Source organism: Spirillospora sp. NPDC048823 (assembly GCF_043198445.1).
Taxonomy (GTDB): Bacteria; Actinomycetota; Actinomycetes; order Streptosporangiales; family Streptosporangiaceae; genus Spirillospora.
Window position 1 is genome coordinate 1 of the sequence record NZ_JBICUT010000007.1, and the last position, 21,085, is coordinate 21,085.

Annotated in this window: 20 protein-coding genes, 2 tRNA genes and 1 rRNA gene; 7 read left to right on the top strand and 16 right to left on the bottom strand. The window is 71.0% G+C overall.

The window, feature by feature from the left end:
* Nucleotides 1-75 (bottom strand): 16S ribosomal RNA (locus tag ACGFK0_RS17740); the annotation flags it as partial.
* Nucleotides 76-821: 746 nt separating this feature from the next.
* On the bottom strand, nucleotides 822-1,154 hold the full coding sequence (locus tag ACGFK0_RS17745; protein ID WP_392906002.1) for a hypothetical protein: 333 nt from the start codon (nucleotides 1,152-1,154) through the stop codon (nucleotides 822-824).
* A gap of 226 nt (nucleotides 1,155-1,380) precedes the next feature.
* On the opposite strand from ACGFK0_RS17745, the gene ACGFK0_RS17750 reads away from it, so the two are divergent.
* From ACGFK0_RS17750 to ACGFK0_RS17775, 6 genes are all read left to right on the top strand, one after another.
* On the top strand, nucleotides 1,381-1,638 hold the full coding sequence (locus ACGFK0_RS17750) for a Rho termination factor (protein ID WP_392906004.1): 258 nt from the start codon (nucleotides 1,381-1,383) through the stop codon (nucleotides 1,636-1,638).
* 155 nt (nucleotides 1,639-1,793) lie between these two features.
* Nucleotides 1,794-2,303 carry a DUF1360 domain-containing protein gene (locus ACGFK0_RS17755; RefSeq protein WP_392906006.1) on the top strand — a complete coding sequence of 170 codons (510 nt, stop codon included), beginning with the start codon at nucleotides 1,794-1,796 and terminating at the stop codon, nucleotides 2,301-2,303.
* 56 nt (nucleotides 2,304-2,359) lie between these two features.
* Nucleotides 2,360-3,460 carry a Vms1/Ankzf1 family peptidyl-tRNA hydrolase gene (locus ACGFK0_RS17760; protein WP_392906007.1) on the top strand — a complete coding sequence of 367 codons (1,101 nt, stop codon included), beginning with the start codon at nucleotides 2,360-2,362 and terminating at the stop codon, nucleotides 3,458-3,460.
* An 88-nt stretch (nucleotides 3,461-3,548) separates the two neighbouring features.
* On the top strand, nucleotides 3,549-4,271 hold the full coding sequence (locus ACGFK0_RS17765; protein ID WP_392906008.1) for a helix-turn-helix domain-containing protein: 723 nt from the start codon (nucleotides 3,549-3,551) through the stop codon (nucleotides 4,269-4,271).
* Nucleotides 4,272-4,325: 54 nt separating this feature from the next.
* Nucleotides 4,326-5,144 carry an alpha/beta fold hydrolase gene (locus ACGFK0_RS17770; RefSeq protein WP_392906009.1) on the top strand — a complete coding sequence of 273 codons (819 nt, stop codon included), beginning with the start codon at nucleotides 4,326-4,328 and terminating at the stop codon, nucleotides 5,142-5,144.
* A gap of 1 nt (nucleotide 5,145) precedes the next feature.
* Nucleotides 5,146-5,709 (top strand): dihydrofolate reductase family protein, encoded by a 564-nt coding sequence (locus tag ACGFK0_RS17775; RefSeq protein ID WP_392906010.1) that lies wholly within the window; start codon nucleotides 5,146-5,148, stop codon nucleotides 5,707-5,709.
* A 65-nt stretch (nucleotides 5,710-5,774) separates the two neighbouring features.
* Here ACGFK0_RS17775 and ACGFK0_RS17780 read toward each other — a convergent pair.
* From ACGFK0_RS17780 to ACGFK0_RS17810, 7 genes are all read right to left on the bottom strand, one after another.
* Nucleotides 5,775-5,847: transfer RNA gene (locus tag ACGFK0_RS17780), tRNA-Ala, on the bottom strand.
* Between the two features lie 86 nt (nucleotides 5,848-5,933).
* Entirely contained in the window at nucleotides 5,934-6,398 is a 465-nt protein-coding gene (locus tag ACGFK0_RS17785) for a hypothetical protein (protein WP_392906012.1), read from the bottom strand.
* Nucleotides 6,399-6,574: 176 nt separating this feature from the next.
* A tRNA-Ala gene (locus ACGFK0_RS17790) sits at nucleotides 6,575-6,647 on the bottom strand.
* Nucleotides 6,648-6,725: 78 nt separating this feature from the next.
* A complete protein-coding gene (locus tag ACGFK0_RS17795) occupies nucleotides 6,726-7,388 on the bottom strand; it encodes a histidine phosphatase family protein (protein WP_392906013.1) in 663 nt (220 codons plus the stop codon).
* A complete protein-coding gene (gene rsfS, locus ACGFK0_RS17800) occupies nucleotides 7,381-7,794 on the bottom strand; it encodes a ribosome silencing factor (RefSeq protein WP_392906015.1) in 414 nt (137 codons plus the stop codon). The genes ACGFK0_RS17795 and rsfS overlap by 8 nt, the downstream gene beginning before the upstream one ends.
* Before the next feature lie 133 nt (nucleotides 7,795-7,927).
* Nucleotides 7,928-8,533, bottom strand: a complete 606-nt coding sequence (nadD, locus tag ACGFK0_RS17805; RefSeq protein WP_392906017.1) for a nicotinate-nucleotide adenylyltransferase — start codon at nucleotides 8,531-8,533, stop codon at nucleotides 7,928-7,930.
* Nucleotides 8,534-8,635: 102 nt separating this feature from the next.
* The gene (locus ACGFK0_RS17810; protein ID WP_392906019.1) at nucleotides 8,636-9,922 is read right to left on the bottom strand and encodes a phenylacetate--CoA ligase family protein; all 1,287 of its coding nucleotides are present in this window, start codon (nucleotides 9,920-9,922) and stop codon (nucleotides 8,636-8,638) included.
* 92 nt (nucleotides 9,923-10,014) lie between these two features.
* Between ACGFK0_RS17810 and ACGFK0_RS17815 the strand changes: the two genes are divergently transcribed.
* Nucleotides 10,015-11,049 (top strand): M48 family metallopeptidase, encoded by a 1,035-nt coding sequence (locus ACGFK0_RS17815; RefSeq protein WP_392906021.1) that lies wholly within the window; start codon nucleotides 10,015-10,017, stop codon nucleotides 11,047-11,049.
* 81 nt (nucleotides 11,050-11,130) lie between these two features.
* Here the strand turns inward: ACGFK0_RS17815 and ACGFK0_RS17820 are convergent, their stop codons facing one another.
* The 7 genes from ACGFK0_RS17820 to ACGFK0_RS17850 form a co-directional block, all read right to left on the bottom strand.
* Nucleotides 11,131-12,885: a TIGR03767 family metallophosphoesterase gene (locus ACGFK0_RS17820; protein WP_392906022.1), complete on the bottom strand. Its 1,755-nt coding sequence runs from the start codon at nucleotides 12,883-12,885 to the stop codon at nucleotides 11,131-11,133.
* Nucleotides 12,886-12,968: 83 nt separating this feature from the next.
* Complete coding sequence (locus ACGFK0_RS17825) at nucleotides 12,969-14,231, bottom strand: glutamate-5-semialdehyde dehydrogenase (protein ID WP_392906024.1); 1,263 nt, start codon at nucleotides 14,229-14,231, stop codon at nucleotides 12,969-12,971.
* Nucleotides 14,232-14,304: 73 nt separating this feature from the next.
* Nucleotides 14,305-15,420 carry a glutamate 5-kinase gene (gene proB, locus ACGFK0_RS17830; protein ID WP_392906026.1) on the bottom strand — a complete coding sequence of 372 codons (1,116 nt, stop codon included), beginning with the start codon at nucleotides 15,418-15,420 and terminating at the stop codon, nucleotides 14,305-14,307.
* Between the two features lie 22 nt (nucleotides 15,421-15,442).
* The gene (gene obgE, locus ACGFK0_RS17835; protein ID WP_392906027.1) at nucleotides 15,443-16,840 is read right to left on the bottom strand and encodes a GTPase ObgE; all 1,398 of its coding nucleotides are present in this window, start codon (nucleotides 16,838-16,840) and stop codon (nucleotides 15,443-15,445) included.
* Nucleotides 16,841-16,920: 80 nt separating this feature from the next.
* The gene (gene rpmA / locus ACGFK0_RS17840) at nucleotides 16,921-17,178 is read right to left on the bottom strand and encodes a 50S ribosomal protein L27 (RefSeq protein ID WP_131894964.1); all 258 of its coding nucleotides are present in this window, start codon (nucleotides 17,176-17,178) and stop codon (nucleotides 16,921-16,923) included.
* Between the two features lie 12 nt (nucleotides 17,179-17,190).
* Nucleotides 17,191-17,505, bottom strand: coding sequence for a 50S ribosomal protein L21 (rplU, locus tag ACGFK0_RS17845; protein ID WP_392906028.1), 315 nt, complete (start codon nucleotides 17,503-17,505; stop codon nucleotides 17,191-17,193).
* Nucleotides 17,506-17,849: 344 nt separating this feature from the next.
* Nucleotides 17,850-21,032, bottom strand: coding sequence for an Rne/Rng family ribonuclease (locus ACGFK0_RS17850; protein WP_392906030.1), 3,183 nt, complete (start codon nucleotides 21,030-21,032; stop codon nucleotides 17,850-17,852).
* Nucleotides 21,033-21,085 lie beyond the last annotated feature (53 nt).

Genomic DNA, 21,085 nt, shown 5'->3' on the forward strand with positions numbered 1-21,085 from the left:
GCCTTTCCGCTCGACTTGCATGTGTTAAGCACGCCGCCAGCGTTCGTCCTGAGCCAGGATCAAACTCTCCATTAAGGCCACACGACCAACCAGAACAGAGGACGAACCCCCAACCCGGCCGGCCAAACCCTGGAAAACAATCCCAGCAATAAACCCCTCCAAAAGAAAGGGTTCCTTGCCTCAAAGAAATCCCCACCACCCCCAAAAAAAGGGGGCGGCCACGGGGCGGCCCGGCCAAATAACGACCGAACCGATAAAGGCACTGGCTTTTAACACGCTGTTGAGTTCTCAAGAAACGGACACCCACCGCGCCGAACCCGCTTCCGCAGGCCCCAGCTCCGGGGCAACCCTTCTAACTTACCCGGTTCGCCGCCGGTGTCAAGCCGATCAACCAAGATCTTTTCGACGGACGGAGACTCTCCAAGTTCCCCCACGCAACGACACAACGACAGACCAGAAGACCCGTCAAGATCGTTTCGTGGAGGATGCCCTACGGGCCGGCCACCTCGCGGCGTCCTGCATCCCGTCTGAGCTTGCCATGCAAGAGTACCCCGGCTCGCAGCATGCTGCGAACCGTTTTGCTCTGCTGGCGTTCCCCGGGGCCGTCCGCCTTCCGGCGTCCCGCATCCCCTTGGGGCACGACAGAGATTAGGCAGCCTTGGACGGTCCGTCAAATCAAGAAGTCCGACCGCGGACACCTACGGTGAACTCGCAGGTCACGCCGCGTTCAATCATTCACTACAGCACTGCGTCAGTGCGGTGTCAGCCGCGCCCGGCCGAGGTAGGCGACATGTCAGCGCGGTCGCCCACGGTGGAGAACGTCACATCCACGACATGTGAGGGACAGCTCGATGGATGAAGTGATCCGTGCCGAAGGACCGCCCAGCCGCCGCCTCGGTCTCCATGTCGCGCAGCATCCAGAACCACACCAGGGCCGCGACGAGCCGCAACCCCGTCCGGGCGTGGCCGGTCTCGATCACATGCCGGAACGCGACCGTGATGTTGCCGCGCTCGGCGGCGACCCGCTCGGCCCAGCGCAGCTGGTCGCGGCGCCGCCGCTCCGGCTCAGAGCGTTCGGCGAGTTCGACCAGGTGGGCGGCGTGGGTGTCCCGGACACGCCGGGTCTCGCCCGCCTGCTCCTGCCGCTCCCCCACATAGGCGTGGACCGCATCCAGCAGGCGGTACCGGACGTCGATGCGCGCAGGACGCAGGACGCAGGACGCAGGGCGCGCAGGGGGCGCGGCCGCCGGCCCGCGGCCTCGCCGGGGCGGGCGGCGGCGTGCCGAACGTCGAGGGGGCCAGGATGCTGGCGCGCACAAGTCCCCTTTCCGGCGCCATTGTTTTGATGTGTGGAACGGGTGTGTCGGGTAAACGTCCGGTATGCCTAGATCACAGATCAAGGACGAGAAGACGTACCAGAAGCTCCGCGATCGGGGCGAAAGCAAGGAGAAGGCAGCGCGGATCGCGAACGCGTCGGCGGGCCAGGGGATGAAGAAGGTCGGCCGCAAGGGCGGCAAGAACCCCCCTTACAGCGACTGGACGAAGGACGAGCTCATGAAGCGGGCCCGCGAGATCGGCATCGAGGGACGGTCCTCGATGAACAAGTCGCAACTGGTGGACGCGCTGCGCAACCACTGAACCGGACCCGTCCTCGTCCGGGCCCGCTCCGATCCCGAGCGGCTCGCGGGCTCTGGTTCGCGGGCCGCTCGTGACGACGGCCGGGCGGTTCCGGTCCTCGCCGGTCCCGAGGGCGGCGAGTTGCACCTGCTCGTCCCGCCGGAAATGGAGAAGACATGAGTACGGTCGTCGACACCGCGCGCAGGCAGAAGGACGAGTACGCCGGCGATGCGGATCGTCCGCTCGGTTCGTACCTCGGCACTCTCGCCGTCTACGGGCTGACCACGGCGGCGATGGTGCTGGCGGGCCGCCGGTTGCGCGACCAGACCCCGTCCATAGGGCTCTCCGACCTGGCACTGATGACCGTCACGACGCACAAGCTGTCCCGGCTGATCGCGAAGGATCCGGTGACGAGCCCGTTGCGCGCCCCGTTCACCCGCTACTCCGGGACGTCCGGGCCGGCCGAGGTGGCGGAGGATGTGCGCGGGCGGGGCATCAGGCACGCCGTCGGGGAGCTGATCACCTGCCCGTTCTGCACGGCCCAGTGGGTCGCGACGGCCTACACGGCGGGCCTCGTGTTCGCCCCGCACGCCACGCGGCTCGCCGGCGCCACGATGACGGCGGTCGCGGGTTCGGACTGGCTGCAGCTCGCCTACGCGCGGCTCCAGCAGTCCGCCAAGGGCTGATCACAGACGTCACATCCTTTACGTTTGTCCCAGATAGGACGGGTACGGCCAACCTCATGGATCTGTCATTCCTCAAGTCGCTGTACCAACATCCGGGGCCCTACGCGTCCGTCTACGCGGACCTCACCCGGACCACCGAGGACGCGCCCAAGGCCGTGGAACTGCGGTGGCGGGCGCTGCGCGCGGACCTGGAGGCCCAGAACGCCCCGCAGGACATGCTCCGCGCGATCGAGCAGACCATCGACGAGGAGATGCTGGACCGCCGCTCCGGGACCATGGTGATCTTCGCGGCGAACGGCGAGGTGGTGCACAGCGAGCGGTTCCCCGGCGCGCCCCGGACGCCCCGCGCGACCCTCGCCCCACTCCCGGACGTCCTGCCCTACCTGGCCGAACGCGGCGAGAGGTTCCCGCACATGGTGGCCGTCGTCGACCGCCGCGGCGGCGCGATCGACTGCGTCACCGCGGACGGGAAGCACCGGCACATCGACGTCGAGGGCGATGAGGACTACCCCATCCGCAAGACGAAGGCGGGCGACTGGAACCAGTCCCGGTTCCAGCGCTCGTCCGAGAACGTCTGGATGATCAACGCCAAGAAGGTCGCCCACGAGATCGACCGCGTCGCCGACAGCTGCGGCGCGGAGGCCATCGTGATCGCCGGTGACACCCGTGCCCGCACCTTTGTGCTGGAGGAGGTCTCCGAGCACGTCTTGGAGCACACCGTCGAGTCCGACAAGAACACCACCGTCGACGACCCTGACCTGGACGCCGAGCTTCGCCGCATCCTGAAGCTGAAGACGACCGAGCGCATCATGACCGTCGCCGAACGTTTCGACCGTGAACTCGCCAACGGCCAGCGTGCCGTCGCGGGCCTGCCCGCCACCGCCGAGGCCGCAAGGCAGGGCCGCGTCGAGACGCTCCTCCTGGACGAGGACCCGGATTCCACCGCCCGCCTCTGGGTCGGCCCGGACCCCGCACAGATCGCCACCACCGCCGACGAGCTCCGCGACGAGTTCGGCGTGGCCGACCCCCGCGAGGAGCGGGCGGACGCCGCCCTGGTCAGAGCGGTGGCGGCGACCGACGGTGAACTGGTCGTCCTGCCGTCCGACGGCCCCGCACCGAACCTTCACGTGGGTGCCGTGCTCCGCTACACGGCCTGACGAGCCCCGGGCGGCGAAGGAAGTGGGGGCGGTGCGTCCCGAACCTCAAGGGCATCGATCGGCGTCCGCCGGTCGGTAGGCTTCCGGTATGTCCATCGAGAGCGAGCACCGCGGTTCGGACTCGCCCTACGTGGCACGTGTGTGGCGCGGGCGCACCTCGGGCGCCGGGATCATGACCTCGGTCGCGACGTCGACCTGGGAGCTGGTCTTCTGGGAGGACGGAGGCGTCGTCCACGCGGCGGTCCGCGGGCCGGAGACGACCGTGTCCAGCGCGGAGATCACCGGTGACTCGGAGTCGTTCGGGATCACGTTCGCGCACGGCACGTCGATGCCGCACCTGCCGATGGCGGGGCTCGTCGACGGCGGCATCGAAAGCCCGCACGTGACTGAACGCACGTTCGTCCTGCGCGGCGAGGAGTGGGAGATCCCCCGCATGGACGACGCGGAGCAGTTCGTCCAGAAGCTCGTGCACGCCGGGGTGCTCACCCGTGATCCGCTCGTGGACGAGGTCGTGTGGGGCGGAATCGCCAAGGTGGGAACACGGTCGGTCCAGCGGCGGGTGTCGTCCGCGACCGGGCTCACGCAGGGCGCGATACGGCAGATCGAACGCGCCAGGGAAGCCGCGATGCTGCTCGGTGAGGGAATCGCGCCGCTCGAGGTGGTGCACCGGCTCGGCTACTACGACCAGCCGCACCTCGCGAAGGCGCTGCAACGGTTCATCGGCCGCACCGCGACGCAGCTGCGGCGGCGCGACGAGGCCGGCGACCCGATGTCGCTCCTGTACAAGACCGAGGATCCGGAGCCTTCCTAACGTGGTCTCACGCGGTGATCGACACCGCGTGAGACCGACCAGGAAGGCCCTCACGTGACCAGCGGAACTGTCACATCGGCCGACGGCACCACCATCGCCTACACGGCGTGGGGCGGCGGCGACCCGATCATCATCATCGACGGCGCGACCGCGTACCGCGCCACCACTCCCGAGAACTCGCAGACGGCCGAGCTGCTCGCCGGCGAGTTCCTCGTGATCAACTACGACCGCCGCGGGCGGGGCGAGAGCGGCGACACCCGGCCCTACGCGGTCGAGCGCGAGTTCGAGGACCTCACCGCGATCATCGAGCAGGCCGGCGGCGGCCGTCCGGCGACGGTGTTCGGCTGGTCCTCCGGCGGGCTGCTCGCACTCAACGCCGCGCAGGCCGGCGTCCCGGTCGCGCGCCTCGCGCTGTTCGAACCGCCCGTCATCGTCGACGACTCCCGTCCGCCACTGCCGGCCGACTACGTCGAGCGGCTCGACGCCGCCGTCGCCGACGGCCGCCCCGGCGACGCCGTCGCCCTGTTCATGACCGCCACCGTCGGCCTGCCGGAGGAGCTCGTCGACGGCATGCGCGAGGACGCCGACATGTGGTCCGGGCTCGAGGCGATCGCCCCCACGATCGCCTACGACGGCCGCAACGTCGGCGACACCATGTCCGGCAAGCCATTGCGCGCCGACCTCTGGAACCGGATCGACGTTCCCATCCTCGCCATGCACGGCAACGACACCTGGCCGTTCATCGCCACGGGCACGCGGGCCCTCGCCGAGCACCTGCCGACGGCGACCCTCAAGCCCGTGCCGGGCGAGAACCACAGCACCACACCCGACGTGCTCGCCGCCGCGCTGCGCGAGTTCATCAAGGAGTCCTGACATGGGAAAGATCGTGCTGACCGAGTTCATCTCCCTCGACGGCGTCGTGGAGGCGCCCGGCGGAGAGGATTTCAAGTACCCGAACTGGAGCTTCGACTTCGACCGCGGACCCGACGCCGAGAAGTTCAAGGAGGACGAATCGCTCGCGGCCGACGCGCTGCTGCTCGGACGCAAGACCTACGAGGGATTCGCCGAAGCCTGGCCGCAGTACGAGGGCGAACTCGCCGACAAGTACAACAGCATGCCGAAGTACGTCCTCTCCAGCACGCTGACCGAACCGAAGTGGAACAACACGACCGTGCTCTCCGGTGACCTGGCCGACGAGGTGTCCCGGCTCAAACGCCGGGTCGACGGCGAGATATCCGTGGCCGGGAGCATCCAGCTCGCCCAGGGGCTGCTCGCACACGACCTGGTGGACGAGATCCACCTCATGTCGTTCCCCGTCATCCTCGGCCACGGCCAGACGCTGTGGACCAAGACCTCCGACAAGACCGTGTGGAAACTGACCGAGGCCACGACGTACGGCGATGGCGTACTCGTCACCATCTACCAGCGCTCTGGGTGACGACCGGGCCGGAACGAGAACCGCCCCGCCGCTCAGGCGAGGCACGTTCGACTTCTCAACTCAGGTGGAGCTATGGGGATTCGAACCCCAGACCTCCTCCATGCCATGGAGGCGCGCTACCAACTGCGCCATAGCCCCTCGGTCGAGGAAAAGCTTAGTGCACGCCGGGAGCGTTTCGGACACGGGCCGCGGAGGGGCGTTCCTCCGCGGCCCGTGAGAACGCGTCAGCCCTGTGTCGCTGTATAGGAGTGCCACTGGTCGTTGACCGTCGGCACATGGACCGTGAGGCTTTTGGGCCACTCGACCGGGATGCCGAGGAGCTTGTTCTCCTTGACGGTCTGGCCGGTGTCGGTGGTGTAGGTGCTGCTGAGCTCGTCCGTGGTCTGCTCCTGCGCCGCGTCCTCCTGCTGCGCCGCGTCATCCTGCGCCTGGTCCTGCTGCATCGCGTCCTGCGGCGTCTCCTCCTGCTTCTCGGCGTTCATCGAGCAGAGGGCTCGCCCGATGTCGGGCTGGTCCGGGAGCAGTTTGAAGTACGACAGGACCTTGAGCGCCTCGGCGCATTCCCCTTCGCTGTAGGTCTCTTCGGCCGGTGGCGGCGCCTCCTGGGCCGTCGCGGGCGCGGCGATCGCGGTGACGGTCGCCGCGGCCAGCGCGGCGGGCAGCAGCCGTCCGGAAATCCGGCTTCTCATCAGTCAGCCCTCATCTCGATCATGCATCGCCACAGGTGGCTGTTCCCGCATGATCGACATTCCGAAGCGCGGCCGGACGAAAGGTAGCCGCGACCATGGCCAACCTTTTAGAGCCAACATGAAGAAGGAGTGGCGTGCCCGCGTTCTCCGCGGCCACGCCACTCCCGACTCGTCTGTGGAGCTATGGGGATTCGAACCCCAGACCTCCTCCATGCCATGGAGGCGCGCTACCAACTGCGCCATAGCCCCGCCGCTGCGTGGACGTTCATCCCGCAGCGCCCCGCCAGTGTATCGGACGGGGGAGGCTGGTCTCGAATCGTTTCCGGCTCAGGTTCCGGCGTCGGGGCGGTCGTCGCTGAGGACGGGCTCGGGGAGGGTGCCGGCGTTGTGTTCGGCGAGGCGCCAGCCGCCGTCGCGCATTTCGGTGATGACGGACCAGCAGCAGTTGGACAGGCCCCCGAGGCGTTCCCATGTCTCTTCGGGGAGGCGCAGGAGGTGGGACATGCCGAGGCGCAGCGCGGCGCCGTGGGAGGCGACGACGAGCTGGCCGGTGGGCGGCAGGTCGTCCAGCGCGCGTTCCAGGGCGGCGCCGACGCGTTTGGCCACCTGGGCGCTGGTCTCACCGCCGGGGGGCTGCCAGGCGGCGTGTTCCGCCGGGTAGCGTTCCCGGATCTCGCGGGCGGTGAGGCCCTCCCAGGCGCCGCCGTCGCGTTCGATGAGGTCCCTGTCGTGGCGGACGGGGAGCCCGGTGATGTCGGCGAGGGCCTGGGCGGTGTCGGCGGCCCGGCGGAGGGGGGACGCGAGCAGGGCGGTGGGGCGGAGCCCGGCGAGGAGCCGGGCGGCGCGCCGGGCCTGCTGTACACCGGTCTCGTCGAGCGGGATGTCGGTCTTGCCCTGGAAGCGGCGTTCGACGTTCCAGGCGGTCTGGCCGTGCCGCCAGAGCACGAGCCGCCGCCTGCCGGGTTCCCGGCTGGGGCGTGCGTCACTCACTCGGGCTCCCGACGGCGCGGGTCCGGTGGTTCTGGTGGGCGGTGACGCTTTCGGGCAGGTCGAGGAGGGGGCAGTCTTTCCAGAGCCGTTCGAGGGCGTAGAACATGCGGTCTTCTTCGTGCTGGATGTGCACGATGATGTCCGCGTAGTCCAGCAGCACCCAGCGGCCTTCGCGCTCGCCTTCGCGGCGGACGGGCTTGGCGTCGCCCTCTTCGCGGAGGCGCCGCTCGACTTCGTCGACGATGGCGCGGACCTGGCGGTCGCTGGGGGCCGAGCAGAGCACGAACGCGTCGGTGATGACGAGCTGCTCGCTCACGTCGTAGGCAAGAATGTCGTCGGCCAGCTTGTCGCCCGCCGCCTCGGCGGCGATCCGGACGAGCTGCGCCGCCCTCTCGGATGCGGTCACGATGCGCTCGCGATCCTCCCTGTAGGGGTCGTCTCCGCTAACACCTTCTCATGCGCGGCGGTTCACTGACCTCTTTGTCGCTGTTCGACCGCGATGCTGATGCGGCCCTGCCCTTTCCAGGGTATGCGGCGGGTCATTCCCCCGGGGCGACGCGGTAGAGGTCGCGCTTGTTGATGTACTGGACGATCCCGTCCGGGACCAGGTACCAGATGGGTTCGCCGGAGCGGACGCGGTCGCGGCATTCGGTGGACGAGATCGAAAGCGCGGGGACCTCCATGAGGGACACCCCGCCGTTCGGGAGGCCGGGGTCGGCGAGCCGGTGGCCGGGGCGGGTGACGCCGACGAAGTGCGCCAGTTCGAACAGTTCGTCGGTGTCGTGCCAGGTCAGCATCTTCTCCAGCGCGTCGGCGCCGGTGATGAAGAACAGGTCGGCGTCCGGGCCCTGGATCTCGCGCATGTCGCGGAGCGTGTCGACGGTGTAGGTGGGGCCGGGGCGGTCGATGTCGACGCGGCTGACGGAGAAGCGGGGGTTGGACGCGGTCGCGATCACGGCCATGAGGTACCGGTCCTCCGCGGCGGTGATCCTGCGGTCCTCCTTGTGGGAGGACAGGCCGGTGGGCACGAAGACGACCTCGTCGAGCGAGTAGAAGTGCGCCACCTCGCTCGCGGCCACGAGGTGGCCGTGGTGGATCGGGTCGAACGTGCCGCCCATGATCCCCAGCCGCCGCTTTTGCGTCATGACGACGAGAATAGCCAGCGGGGCCGTGGCCCGTAACGTCCGGGCGGGAGTCGGGCCAGGCCGGAGCCGGGGCCAGGCGGGAGGCGGGCCGGGCAGGCGCGGTCAGGCCAGGCCGGGCAGCGGCGGCCGGCCGTCCTCCCAGGAGAGGACGCGGACGGCCTTGCCGACCTCGACCCGCGGCACGGTGCCCTCCGGCAGGACGAACACCTCGGCGGTCAGCCCGAGCGACTGGTGGAGGCCGCGGATGAGCTCGTCCCTCGGGTCGCCCGACAGCGCCTCGCAGGCGACGAGGAGGCGGACGGCCGGCGCGCGGCGGTCGACGACGAGCTGGTAGTGCGGCCGGACGAGCCCCGATCCGAGCAGGACGCGCTCGACCTCGCTCGGATACACGTTGACGCCCCGCACGACGATCATGTCGTCGGCGCGGCCGAGGACCTTGCTCATCCGGACCAGGGTCCGCCCGCAGTTGCATTCGCCGCGGTCCAGGGACGCGATGTCGCCCGTCCGGTAGCGCAGCAGGGGCAGCGCCTGCTTGGTCGGCGTCGTGAACACCAGTTCGCCGGGTGTGCCGTCCTCGACCGGGTCGCCCGTCTCGGGGTCGACGGCCTCGACGATGAAGTGGTCCTCGTTGACGTGCAGTCCGTTCTGCTCCAGGCATTCGGTGGCGACGCCGGGCCCGATGACCTCCGAGAGCCCGTAGATGTCCATCGCCTTGATCGGCAGGACCTGTTCGATGGCGGTGCGCAGTTCCTCCGACCACGGCTCGGCCCCGAACAGCCCGGCCTTCAGCGCGTGCGGTTCGGCGCCCGCCTCGGCGAGGGCCTCCCCGAGACGGAGTGCGTAGGCGGGTGTGCAGGTCAGGACGTCCGCCCGGAGGTCGGTGAGCATCCGGACCTGCCGGTCGGTCATCCCTCCCGACATCGGCACGACGGTCGCGCCGAGCGCCACGGCCCCCTGGTGGATCCCGATCCCGCCGGTGAACAGCCCGTAGCCGTAGGCGTTGTGGACGATGCTGCCCGGCGAGGCGCCCGCGCACGACAGTGAACGCGCGCACATCGCCGCCCACAGGTCGAGGTCGGCCTTGGTGTAGGCGACCAGCGTCGGGCGTCCCCGTGTGCCGCTGGAACCGTGCACGGCGGCGACCTGGTCGCGCGGGACGGCGAGCATCCCGAACGGGTAGTTGTCCCACAGGTCCTGCTTGGTGGTGAACGGGAGGTCCCGGAGCCCGGCGAGCGTCACGTCGGAGCCGCCGGCGACACCGGCGTCCTTGAGCCGCCGCCCCTGCACGCCGCCCGCCGCGAGCAGCCGGTCGACCAGCCCCCACAGGCGGTGCCGCTGCAGCGCGGCGCGCTCGTCCGGGGACATCGCCTCGGCTTTCGGGTCGAACATGGGTCGCCTCCCGGGCGGGGCCAGAGCCGGACGGGGGTCCCCCGGCGGGGAACCCTGTGGCGCGGTGGTTCGTCGGAACTACCATGCCAGACATGACGGAGAACACACCGGATCGAGCACGTACGCGGTTCCCGGGGATCAGTTCCCGGGCTTACGAACACCCGGCTGACCGATCGGCGCTGGTGGCGCTGCGCTCGCTGTCCGGTTTCGATGTCGTGCTGCGCAAGATGTCGGGACTCATCAACGAGCGGTCGCTGAGGCTGATGTTCCTCGGCGGGACGGTGCGCGTGGGCGAGGACCAGTTCCGCCACATCTACGACATGGTGCGGGACGCGTCCTACGTCCTCGACATGCCGGAGGTACCGGAGCTGTACGTCCGGCAGGACCCGACGCCGAACGCGATGGCGCTCGGCTCCGACCACCCGTTCATCGTGCTGAACACCGGGCTGATCGACCTGCTGGACGACGAGGAGCTGCGCTTCGTCGTCGGGCACGAGGTCGGGCACATCCTGTCCGGGCACGTCGTGTACCAGACGATGATGCAGATCCTGCTGCAGCTCGGGTCGCGGCTCGCGTGGCTGCCGCTCGGCAACATCGGCATCGCGGCGATCATCATCGGGCTGCGGGAGTGGTTCCGGAAGGCGGAGCTGTCGTCGGACCGGGCGGGCCTGCTGGTCGGCCAGGACCTGGACGCGGCGAAGCGGGTGAACATGAAGCTCGCCGGAGGCGTCAAGCTCAGCGAGATGAGCACCGAGGCGTTCCTGCAGCAGGCCCGCGAGTACGACGCGGCCGGCGACGTGCGGGACGGCATCCTGAAGTTCCTGAACCTGCTCGGGCAGTCGCATCCGTTCGCGGTGATCCGGTTCGCCGAGATCGACCGGTGGGCGCACAGCGGCGAGTACGAGCGGATCCTCGCCGGGGACTACCTGCGCCGCGACGGCGACGGAGACGCGTCGGTCAGCGACGGGGTCAAGGAGGCCGCCAGGTCCTACCGGGAGTCGTGGGAGCGGACGGCGGACCCGTTCGTGGGCAAGGTCCGCGACATGGCGGACGCGGCGGCGGGCGCGGCCGGCGGGCTGTTCGACCGCTTCGCCCGCCGGGACAACGGGCCGACGGACCGCGGCTGAGACCGTTCGGCCGAGGGCCGCCGCGACACGGACGCGGCGGCCCTTCCGCGTCCCCGGCCGGCCGGACGTGGCGGACCGTCCCTAGAACGGTGCGGGGACGAGGAGCTCGACGTTGCGGTCGGCGGCCTCGCCGCGGCGGTTCGAGTCGCGGTCCTGCCAGTCGTTGCCCGCCAGCTCGCGGGACAGCGACGCGAGCCGGACCGGGTCGGTGAGGCGGCCGCCGTAGGACGCCGGGCCCGCCGAGTCCAGGATCGTCGCGAAGATCGACAGTGTGCCGTCGCCGTTGTCGGCGAGTTCGACGATGCGGCTCTGCTGCGGGAAGTCGATGTGCGCGGCCGTGTTCACCTCCCAGAAACCCCCGCCGCCCTGGCGGGCGTGCGGGATGACCTCGTTGCGGTGCGTGTGGCCGTTCACCCACAGGATCACGTTCGGGTGGCGCAGCAGGAGCGCCTTGACCTCGTCGCCGAGGACGCGGTCGCCGCCGAGGCCGTTCTCCATGGAACTGATGGGGTGGTGGCTGAACAGGACGAACAGGCGATCCTTCGCGGCGTGCCTGACGACCGAGCCGTCCGCGGCGAAGTAGCGGCTGCTGCCCGCCTTCAGTTGCGACTCCAGCCACGCGAACTGCGCCTTGTCGAGCGAACCCTCGGAGTAGCCGTTCTGGTTGACGGTGTCGAGGACGAGGCCGCGCACGATGCCCTTGTCGAACGCGTAGTAGGCCGTCCCGTCGCGGAGGTTGGCCCACGTGAAGCCGTGCCCGCGCAGCGGCTTGCTCGTCTTGAAGTGCTCGGCGACGACCTCGCCGCGCGACAGCATCCGCCGGTTCCAGTCGGGCGTGACGGGACGGAACAGGCCGCCGGCGGCGCCCTGCTCGCGGCTGAGGCGGACGAGTTCGGCGGCGTCGCCCTCGCTGACCATGCGGGCGAGGCGCTCGGCCTGGCCGCTGTCCGCCGGGGCACCGATCTTGATGCCGCCGGTGGCGAGGCCCGAGATGAGCGGGTTGACCGGCAGGTTGCCCTGGATGAGGCCGTCGTGGTTGCCGAACACGGCGTACCACGGCGAGTTCAGCCCGGTCGCCTGGAACGGCCTGCGAGCGGCGTCGATCAGGCCCTTCACGCGGGGGAAGCCGTACTTGGCGATCGCGACGTCGGTCTCGGCGCCGGGCGGCGGCCCCTCGGGATGCCAGTACGCGCGGTCGTAGGACGCCCAGTCCATGACGCCCTCGTACCGGTTCGGGTCGCCGGAGTCGGGGCTGACGCGCTCGCCGTCCAGCAGGTCGATGATCCAGCGGACCTCGTTGTACTGGGCGTTGTCGGTGGTGTCGCCGGTGTTGATGGTGAACGCCAGGTTCAGGCCGGTCGCCGGTCCGCGCCCGACCCTGTTCACCGCCTGCACCATCGCCTCGCCGACGTGGGTCGACAGGATCTCCTGCGGACGGTACCCGCCCTCGGGGAACCCGCTGATGACGTCCCTGAAGCGGTCGATGAACTCGACGCGGGCCGGGGACTGCGCGTCGAGAACGTGCACGTCGGTGAGATGCCCGAAGGCCAGGACGCCGCGGCGGGTGGCGGCGCGCCGCGCGGCGGCGGTGCCGCCGAGGTCGCGGCGCAGCAGGTGCGGCTCGCCCGGCCCGGTGATCACGGGACGGTACCCGCCCGCGCCCGCGGCGCCGAGCACGTACGTCCGGTCGATGGTGGTTCCGGCGGCGGGGCCGCGCAGCGCGGGGGCGGCCGCGGCGGCGGGACGCGCCGGGAACGCGGTCAGTCCGGTGGTGGCGATCCCGGCGCCGAGGGCGGCGCCCTTCAGGACACGGCGGCGGCTGTACTCACGAGTCACAATCGTGAATCAGACCACACCCCACAACGTGACATCAATGGCAAAAATGTCACAACTTGCTCCGCGTCGTGTCGGGCAAGGTGTCAGCCGCGCAGATGGCCCTCACCGGTCACCACGTACTTGGTGGACGTCAGCTCCGGAAGCCCCATCGGGCCGCGGGCGTGCAGCTTCTGCGTCGAGATGCCGATCTCCGCGCCGAAACCGAACTCCTCGCCGTCGGTGAAACGCGTCGAGGCGTTCACCATCACGGCCGCCGAGTCGACCAGGGCGACGAAACGCTTCGCGGCGGGCTGGGACGTCGTGACGATCGACTCGGTGTGGCCCGAGCCGTACCGGCGGATGTGGGCGACGGCGTCCTCAAGGGAGTCCACGACGCGTCCGGCGATGTCGAGCGAGAGGTACTCGGCGCGCCAGTCGTCCTCGGTCGCCTCCACCACGTCCTGGCCGTACGACCGCATGCGGTCATCACCGTGCACCGTGACCCCGGCGTCCTTCAGCGCCTCAAGCGCGCGCGGGACGAACGTGTCGGCGATGTCGGCGTGCACCAGGAAGGTCTCTGCGGCGTTGCACACCGACGGACGCTGCGTCTTGGAGTTCAGCAGCACGTCCACGGCCATGTCGACGTCGGCGGCGGCGTCCACGTACACCGCGCAGTTCCCCACGCCCGTCTCGATCACCGGGACGGTCGACTCCTCCACCACCGAGTTGATCAGTGATGCGCCGCCGCGCGGGATCAGCACGTCCACCAGGCCGCGCGCCCGCATCAGGTGCTTCACCGACTCGCGGGACGTGCCCGGCACGAGCTGGACCGCGTCCGGCGGAACCTCGGTCCCGGCCAGCGCGCCCTGCATCACCGCGACCAGCGCCGTGTTCGAGTCGTACGCCGACGACGACCCCCGCAGCAGCGCCGCGTTCCCGCTCTTCAGGCACAACGCGGCGGCGTCCACGGTCACGTTCGGCCGGCCCTCGTAGATCATCCCGACGACGCCGAGCGGCACCCGCACCTGCCGCAGCTCCAGCCCGTTCGGCAGCACGCTCCCGCGCAGCGACTCCCCCACCGGGTCCGGCAGCGCGGCGACCTGCCGGACGGCCTCGGCGATCGCGGCGATCCGCTCCCCCGACAGGCTCAGCCGGTCGATCATGTACTCGGAGGTGCCGTTCTCACGGGCCCGCGCGACATCGCCCTCGTTCGCCTTGACGATCTCCGGCGCGGCGGTGACCAGCGCGTCCGCGATCCGGTGCAGCGCCGCGTCCTTCACCGCACGCGGCAGCGGCGCCAGCACGGCCGCGGCCTCCCTGCCGCGCCCCGCCACCCGCAGGAACTCCTCGCGCTCCGCCTCGCTCATCGCACGTCCCTCTCTCGTCCACTTACGGCGTGTCGTCGTCATGCGTGCGCGTGGAACGGCGGCACGCCGCGACTCAACGTTCGTCGGTCAGGACCACCAGGTGGTCTCTGTGGATTATTTCGCGTTCGTACCCGGCGCCCAGTTCCCTCGCCAGCCAGCGCGTCGAGCGTCCCATCAGCTCGGGGATCTCGGACGCGTCGTAGTTCACCAGGCCGCGCGCGACGACGTGACCGGCGGTGTCGCACAGGTCGACGGGGTCGCCCGCGGCGAAGTCGCCGTCCACGCCCGTGACACCGGCGGGGAGCAGCGACGTGCGGCGCCGCACGACCGCCTCGACCGCGCCGGGGTCCAGCATGACGCGCCCCTGGCCGGTGGTGGCATGAGCGAGCCACAGGTTCCGCGTCGACATGCGGCGTCCCTCGGCCGGGTGGAACAGGGTCCCGACCTGATCGCCGGCGAGCGCCTGCGCGGCCGACGCGGCGTTCGTCAGCACCACCGGGATGCCCGCGATCCGGGCCGCCTCGACCTTGGTGACCATTCCGCCGGTGCCGACGCGTCCCGAACGGCCGAGCTCGACGTCCTTCAGGTCGTCCGGCCCGCGGACGTCGCCGACGCGGCGGGCGCCGGGCCGGCGCGGGTCGCCGGTGTAGAGGGCGTCCACGTCCGACAGGAGGATCAGCGCGTCCGCGCGGGTCAGGTGCGCGACGAGCGCGGCGAGGCGGTCGTTGTCGCCGAACCGGATCTCGTCGGTGGCGACGGTGTCGTTCTCGTTCACGATCGGCAGGATGCCGAGGGCAAGGAGCTGCGCGAGCGTGCGCTGCGCGTTGCGGTGATGCGAGCGGCGCATCATGTCGTCGGCGGTCAGCAGCACCTGCCCGACCGTCAGCGCGTACCGGGTGAACGACGCGGTGTAGCGGGCGAACAGCAGGCCCTGCCCGACGCTCGCCGCCGCCTGCTGGGTCGCGAGGTCCCGGGGGCGGCGGGTCAGCCCCAGCGGCCCGAGCCCGGCGGCGATCGCGCCGGACGAGACGAAGACGATCTCGGTGCCGTCCGCGCGGCGGGCGGCCAGCACGTCCACCAGCGCGTCGATGCGGCCCGCGTCGATCGCGCCCTCCGGCGTGGTGAGCGACGACGACCCCGCCTTCACCACGATCCGCCGGGCCTTCGCGACCGCCTCGCGCTCGCTCATGGACCTCTCTCCTCCAGTGGGTCTAGCGATGTCCGCCGAGGCGCCGGTCCGTGCCACGGGGGCCGGGGACGCCGTCGCCGGCCGGGACCTCGGGCTCCCAGTCGAAGACGATCGAGTCGTCGACCGTGCCGATCAGGACCGTGGCGCCGGGCGACGCGCCGGCGTTCGCGAGCGCGTCCTCCACGCCGAGCCTCGCGAGACGGTCGCCGAGATAGCCGACGGCCTCCTCGTTGGCGAAGTCCGTCTGCCGCAGCCACCGCACCGGCTTCGAACCGGTGATCAGGTACGTGTTGTCACCGAGGTCCTTCACCTCGAACTCGGTGCCGCCGCCGACCGGCTCGGGGCGGATGACGATGCGGGTCGGCTCCGCGGGCGGCAGCGAGGCGCGGTATTCGCTCACCATCGCCGCCATCGCGAACGACAGTTCCCGCAGCCCCTCGTGCGTCGCCGCCGACACCTCGAAGACCTTCAGCCCGCGCGCCTCGAACTCGGGCCTGACCATGTCGGCGAGGTCGCGGCCGTCCGGCACGTCCACCTTGTTCAGCACGACGATGCGGGGACGGTCCGACAACGGCCGGTCGCCGAGGACCCGGTCGTAGGCCTGGAGTTCGCGTTCGATGACCTCGAAGTCGCTGACGGGGTCGCGTCCCGGTTCCATCGTGGCGCAGTCGAGCACGTGCGCGAGGGTGGACGAGCGCTCGATGTGGCGGAGGAAATCCAGGCCGAGGCCCCGGCCCTCGCTGGCGCCCTCGATCAGGCCCGGCACGTCCGCGACCGTGAACGTCGTGTCGCCCGCGCTCACCACGCCGAGGTTGGGGATCAGCGTCGTGAACGGGTAGGCGGCGATCTTCGGCTTGGCGGCCGACAGCGCGGCGATCAGCGAGGACTTGCCCGCGCTGGGGAAGCCGACGAGCGCGACGTCGGCGACGCTCTTGAGTTCCAGGACGACGTCCCGCGCGTCCCCCTGCTCACCGAGCAGCGCGAACCCGGGGGCCTTGCGCTTGGCGGACGCCAGCGCCGCGTTCCCGAGCCCGCCGCTGCCGCCCCGCGCCACCACGAAGCGGGTCCCTTCGCCGACCAGGTCGGCCAGGACCTCCTCACCCGCCTTCACGACGGTGCCGTCCGGGACGGGCAGGACCACGTCGCCGCCGTCCGCGCCCGTCCGGTGGCCGCCCTGCCCCGGGCGGCCGTTGCCCGCCTTGCGGTGCGGGCGCCGGTGGTACTCCAGGAGGCTCGCGGCGTTCGAGTCGACGACGAGGACGACGTCGCCGCCCCGGCCGCCGTTCGCGCCGTCCGGGCCGCCGAGCGGCTTGAACTTCTCCCGGTGGACCGAGGCGCAGCCGTTCCCGCCGTTGCCCGCGGCGACGTGCAGTACCACCCGGTCGACGAACTGCGCGCCCGATCCCGCTCCAGCGGCCACGGTGACTCTCCTCGGTGAAATGGCAAAGGGGCGGACCGAGAACGGTCCGCCCCTTTGAAAACGTTCTGGCCCCAGGCGGACTATTCCGCCGGAGGAACGATGCTCACTGCGTTGCGGCCACGGTAACGGCGGAACTGCACCGCACCCGCGACCAGCGCGAACAGGGTGTCGTCGCCGCCGCGGCCCACACCGGGGCCGGGGTGGAAGTGGGTGCCGCGCTGCCGGACGATGATCTCGCCGGCGTTGACGACCTGGCCGCCGAACCGCTTCACGCCGAGGCGCTGGGCGTTGGAGTCGCGACCGTTACGGCTGGACGATGCGCCCTTCTTGTGTGCCATCTGACCGCTCCCTTACTTCCCGGCCTTGATACCGGTGATCTTGACCTCGGTGTAGGGCTGACGGTGACCCATCCGCCGCTTGTATCCGGTCTTGTTCCGGTAGTGCATGATCTTGATCTTCGGGCCCTTGACCGCGCCGAGGATCTCGGCGGTCACCTCGTAGCGCGCGAGGTCGGCCGACTTGCTGACGACGTCGTCGCCGTCCACGACCAGCACGGCCGGGAACGTGACGGTCGAGCCGATCTCGCCGGCCAGCTTGTCGACGGTCAGCACGTCGTCGACGGCGACCTTCTCTTGCCTGCCGCCTGCGCGGACAATCGCGTACACCGCGGAAACCCTTCGTCTGCGCGCGCTTCCGGACTGAACCGGTCCCGCGCGTGGCTTACCAGCCCCCGTGTGGGGGCCTACCCCCGGCACCGGGCCGAGGGCGGCACACCAGGGAGACCCCGGCGCTCTCTGCTTGGCCCCACCGGATGGGTGAGGTGAACACCGAACGCCCCCCGGACGGGGGTCGCGGTGCAGGTTCGGATGACGCGCCCACGACGCGCCGAAGGCCAAGGATACCGGATGCCCCGAGCGGAACGCGAATGGAGTCTTCATCGCGGCGCCCTTGGCGGCGGGCCCCGGCCCCGGCAGGGATTGACACCTGCCGGGGCCGACACCCTCTTCGGCTATTCCGCTTCGGCTTCGGCGGGCTGGGCGGTGGCGCCGCGGTGAGCGGCCGGCTCCCCCTCGGTGTCCGGCTGGGACGTGGAGCCGTTGGGCTCGGTCGCCTCGGTCGCCTCGGTGCCGTTCAGGCCAGGGGTCCCCGGCTCCGTGCCGTTCGGGTCCGTTCCGTTCAGGTCGGTGCCGGACAGGTCGGTGCCGTTCGCGGCGGCCGTGACCGGCTCCGTGGAATCCAGGGACTCCAGCACGCCCGGGGGCGCCTCGTCGGCCTCGTCGGCGGCCTCGGCCGCCTCCAGCGCGGCCTGCGCCGGGGACTCGTCTGTGTCGATCTCGGGCGGCGGGCCCGCCGGACGCTTGGCCGGCCCCGACCTTCTCGGCCGCGTACGCACGGGCTCCGGCAAGGCCTCCGGCATGGTCTCCGCGGGCTCGGCGGCGGGCGCCGCGGCGACCGGGACGACCGGCGCCTCGGGCTCCTCGGGCTCGGCCGGCCAGGCGGGCTCGACCGGCTTGGCGGGCTCGGCGCGCGTGGTCTCGTGCCGGGACAGCTTCTCCTCGACGGCCTTCTCGACCTCGCCCTTGCGCTTGCGGCGGCGGCCGTTGTCCTTGGCGGCCGCCTTGTCCGCCTTCGGCTCGACGGGGCTCAGGTGGACGTGGATACCGCGGCCGTTGCAGGACTCGCAGGTCTCCGAGAACGCGTCCAGCAGCCCCTGGCCGACGCGCTTGCGGGTCATCTGCACCAGGCCCAGCGAGGTGACCTCGGCGACCTGGTGCTTGGTGCGGTCCCGCGACAGGCACTCCACGAGGCGGCGCAGCACCAGGTCCCGGTTGTTCTCCAGCACCATGTCGATGAAGTCGATCACGACGATGCCGCCGATGTCGCGGAGCCGGAGCTGGCGGACGATCTCCTCGGCCGCCTCCAGGTTGTTGCGGGTGACGGTCTCCTCCAGGTTGCCGCCCTGCCCGGTGAACTTGCCGGTGTTGACGTCGACGACCGTCATCGCCTCGGTGCGGTCGATCACCAGCGAACCGCCCGACGGCAGCCACACCTTGCGGTCCAGCGCCTTGGCGATCTGCTCGTCGATGCGGAACGCCGACAGCGCGTCCTGGCCGCCGGTCCAGCGCTCGACGCGGTCGGCGAGATGCGGCGCGACATACTCGACGTACTCGGAGATCGTGTCCCAGGCTTCGGAGCCGGACACGACGAGCTTGGTGAAGTCCTCGTTGAAGATGTCGCGGACGACCCGGATCGTCAGATCGGGCTCACCGTAGAGAAGGGAGGGCGCGGAGGCCGTCTTCACCTTCTTCTGGATGCTGTCCCACTGGGCGGCGAGGCGCGACACGTCCCGCGAGAGCTCCTCCTCGGTGGCGCCCTCCGCGGCGGTCCGCACGATCACGCCCGCGTTCTCCGGCATGACCCTCTTCAGGATCGACTTGAGGCGGCTGCGCTCCTTGTCGGGGAGCTTGCGGCTGATACCCGTCATCGAGCCGTCCGGCACGTACACGAGATAGCGGCCGGGCAGCGAGACCTGGCTGGTGAGGCGGGCGCCCTTGTGGCCGAGGGGGTCCTTGGTGACCTGGACGAGCACCGACTGGCCCGACTTCAGCGCCGACTCGATGCGGCGCGGCTGGCCCTCCAGTCCGGACGCGTCCCAGTTGACCTCGCCCGCGTACAGGACGGCGTTGCGGCCCTTGCCGATGTCGACGAACGCCGCCTCCATCGACGGGAGCACGTTCTGGACCTTGCCGAGGTAGACGTTGCCCACGTACGACTGGTGGGTGGCGCGGTTGACGTAGTGCTCGACGAGCACGCCGTCCTCCAGAACGGCGATCTGGGTGCGCTCGCCCTCCTGCCGGACCACCATGACCCGCTCGACGGACTCGCGGCGCGCCAGGAACTCCGCCTCGGTGATCACCGGCGGGCGGCGGCGGCCCTGCTCGCGGCCCTCCCGGCGGCGCTGCTTCTTGGCCTCCAGCCGGGTCGAACCGCGGACGGACTGGACCTCGTCCTCGACCGGGCGGGCCTCGGCGGCACGGGTGGAGCGGACGTGCACGACGGTGTTCGGCGGGTCGTCCGTGCCGTTCCCGCCGTCGCCGTCGGTCCCGGACCGGCGCCTGCGGCGGCGACGGCGGCGGCTCGTGCCGGACTCGTCGTCGCCCTCGTCGCCGGAGCCGCCCTCCTGCTCGGCCTCCTCGGCCTTGGGCTCCTTGTCCTTCTCCTTGTCCTTCTCCTTGCTCTTGGCGACCCGTTCCTTCTTGGGCCGGTCCTTCTTGGCGGGCTGCTCGTCCTTGGGCTCCTCGGCCTCCTCGGCCGGCAGCTCGTCCTCGGCGCCGTCCTTGCCGGCCCTGCCCCGGCCGCGTCCGCCCCGGCGGCGGCGCCGGCGGGACGGCCGGTCATCGGAGTCGTCCTCGTCGGACGGCGGCTCGCCGGACTCCTCGTCGACGTCGTCGACGTCGGCGGGCTCGGCGGGGCGCTTCGGCTCGTCCTTGGGACGGGCCGGCGGCTCGGCCTTCGGCTGCGGCGGCTGGAACACGACCATCGGCGGCTGGAACGTCACGCCGGGGACGCCGACACCGCTGGCGGGCTCGATCTCCGACACCTGGTCGGCGGGCGTCCCAGCCCCGGCGGCCGGAACGGAGGGAACCTCCGGAACGGACGGGACCGACGGGACGGACGGGACGGCGGGCACGGCCGGCGCTTCCGCCGCGGCCGCGGAACGCCGGCGGGTCCGGGTGCGGGGCGCCCGGGGCTCGTCGGCGGGCTGGTCCGCCTCGGCGGCGGGCGCGGGCTCGTCCCCGGTGCCGGGAGAGGTCTCGGTGCCGGGAGAGGTCTCGGCGCCGGTCATCGGGACGGGCTCGGACGTCTCGGCGGCCTTCCCGCTCCGGGTGCGGGTACGGGCCCGGGTCGTCTTCTTCGGCGGCTCGGCATCGTCGGCGGGCGCGGCCTCGGCGGGCACCTCGGCGGGCGCCGGCGGCTGCGCCTCCGCGGCGGCGGGGGTGTCGGCGGGGGGCTGGGCGGGGGTGTCGTCCACGTCGGGCGGCGGGCCCGCCGGACGGCTCGCGCGGCGCGGGCGCGAACTCACCGCGTCCGCGTTCCCGGTGCCGGTCTCCTCCGTTTCGGCGTTCTCGTAGTCGGCGTTCTCGTTCTCGGTGCCTTCGGCCGTGGCCGAATCGGCTTCGTTCTCACGCATGCGGGCAATCTCCCGTCAGGCTCCCGGGCGCGTCCGCTTCGCTCCGCCGGTGG

Bases quoted from the DNA above. Each gene is read 5' to 3' on its own strand.
- ACGFK0_RS17750 (WP_392906004.1), top strand. From the start codon at position 1,381: ATGCCTAGATCACAGATCAAGGACGAGAAGACGTACCAGAAGCTCCGC.
- ACGFK0_RS17755 (WP_392906006.1), top strand. From the start codon at position 1,794: ATGAGTACGGTCGTCGACACCGCGCGCAGGCAGAAGGACGAGTACGCC.
- ACGFK0_RS17760 (WP_392906007.1), top strand. From the start codon at position 2,360: ATGGATCTGTCATTCCTCAAGTCGCTGTACCAACATCCGGGGCCCTAC.
- ACGFK0_RS17765 (WP_392906008.1), top strand. From the start codon at position 3,549: ATGTCCATCGAGAGCGAGCACCGCGGTTCGGACTCGCCCTACGTGGCA.
- ACGFK0_RS17775 (WP_392906010.1), top strand. From the start codon at position 5,146: ATGGGAAAGATCGTGCTGACCGAGTTCATCTCCCTCGACGGCGTCGTG.
- ACGFK0_RS17785 (WP_392906012.1), bottom strand. From the start codon at position 6,398: ATGAGAAGCCGGATTTCCGGACGGCTGCTGCCCGCCGCGCTGGCCGCG.
- nadD (WP_392906017.1), bottom strand. From the start codon at position 8,533: ATGACGCAAAAGCGGCGGCTGGGGATCATGGGCGGCACGTTCGACCCG.
- ACGFK0_RS17810 (WP_392906019.1), bottom strand. From the start codon at position 9,922: ATGTTCGACCCGAAAGCCGAGGCGATGTCCCCGGACGAGCGCGCCGCG.
- ACGFK0_RS17815 (WP_392906021.1), top strand. From the start codon at position 10,015: ATGACGGAGAACACACCGGATCGAGCACGTACGCGGTTCCCGGGGATC.
- ACGFK0_RS17825 (WP_392906024.1), bottom strand. From the start codon at position 14,231: ATGAGCGAGGCGGAGCGCGAGGAGTTCCTGCGGGTGGCGGGGCGCGGC.
- proB (WP_392906026.1), bottom strand. From the start codon at position 15,420: ATGAGCGAGCGCGAGGCGGTCGCGAAGGCCCGGCGGATCGTGGTGAAG.
- rpmA (WP_131894964.1), bottom strand. From the start codon at position 17,178: ATGGCACACAAGAAGGGCGCATCGTCCAGCCGTAACGGTCGCGACTCC.
- ACGFK0_RS17850 (WP_392906030.1), bottom strand. From the start codon at position 21,032: ATGCGTGAGAACGAAGCCGATTCGGCCACGGCCGAAGGCACCGAGAAC.